Raw genomic sequence first — 1,165 nt, forward strand, 5'->3', positions numbered from 1 at the left:
GTGTGAGTATCCTACAATTTTGTCTAGGCGAATTGCAATGAAAGTTGACCCATGTAGACCATTTTTTTCGTTTTATTTTGAATTTTTTGTCTAACAAATGTGCAGCATTAGGCAAATAGAGCCGATTTTTTGCATGTTTATTGATATTTGATAGGTTGCTCGCAAAAAGCCTTGAGTAAACTAATTGGTCGAATTTTGCAGGGATGTAATTTTTTTTCAAAAAAGACTGATATTCATTCTTATTTACTTGAGCGCTTTGAAAATATGCAATTACATGAGTTGGTCAATACTATCGGCCAAGATCTTCAACGTCGTTATGGCGAAAAGGTTCACAAACTAACACTGCACGGCGGTTTTAGTTGTCCAAACCGAGATGGCACCATTGGCCGCGGAGGCTGCACTTTTTGTAATGTGGCGTCTTTTGCCGATGAACAAACCCAGGTTCAGAGTATTGCAGAACAGCTAAAAGATCGTGCGGGTGAAATTGCTCGTGCTAAGAAGTATCTAGCTTATTTTCAGGCGTACACCAGCACTTATGCTGAGGTGCAAGTGCTAAAGAATATGTATGAAGAGGCGCTAAAAGCACCTGGTGCCGATATCGTTGGTCTTTGCGTGGGCACAAGACCCGACTGCGTACCTGATTCTGTTTTAGAGTTATTGGCTGGATACGTAGAAAAGGGGTATGAGATCTGGTTGGAACTCGGTTTGCAAACGGCCAACAACGATACTCTTAAGCGCATCAATCGCGGCCATGATTTTGCGGTGTATAAAACGATCACCCAGCGTGCTCGCGCTCTCGGAATTAAGGTGTGTACTCACCTTATTGTTGGACTACCAAAAGAGACCAAAGCCGATAACCTTGAAACATTAGAAAAGGTATTAGCAGTGGGTACTGATGGCATCAAGCTTCATGGTCTTCATATAGTAGAGGGAAGCACCATGGCTAAAGCATGGAAAGCCGGCAAGCTAGAAGCACCAAGCCTTGAAGAGTATGTCGACATTGCTACGGATATCATCCAGCGCACCCCTGCGAACGTGGTTTACCATCGTGTTTCTTCTGCGGCAAGACGTCCTACATTACTCTCTCCGTTATGGTGTGAGAACCGTTGGCTGGCGATGACAGAGATAGGTCGATCACTGGATAAAACCGGTGCACAAGGCATTA

The 1,165-nt window shown here is 43.9% G+C and carries 1 protein-coding gene; it reads left to right on the top strand.

Translation table 11 applies throughout. The features are described 5' to 3' along the window. Window positions 1-264: 264 nt before the first annotated feature. Window positions 265-1,165: TIGR01212 family radical SAM protein (locus tag BCT81_RS13670; RefSeq protein ID WP_102424775.1), on the top strand; the 901-nt coding region annotated here is incomplete at its 3' end.

Origin of the sequence: Vibrio sp. 10N.261.52.A1, from assembly GCF_002876325.1 — a bacterium.
Lineage (GTDB): Bacteria > Pseudomonadota > Gammaproteobacteria > Enterobacterales > Vibrionaceae > Vibrio > Vibrio chagasii.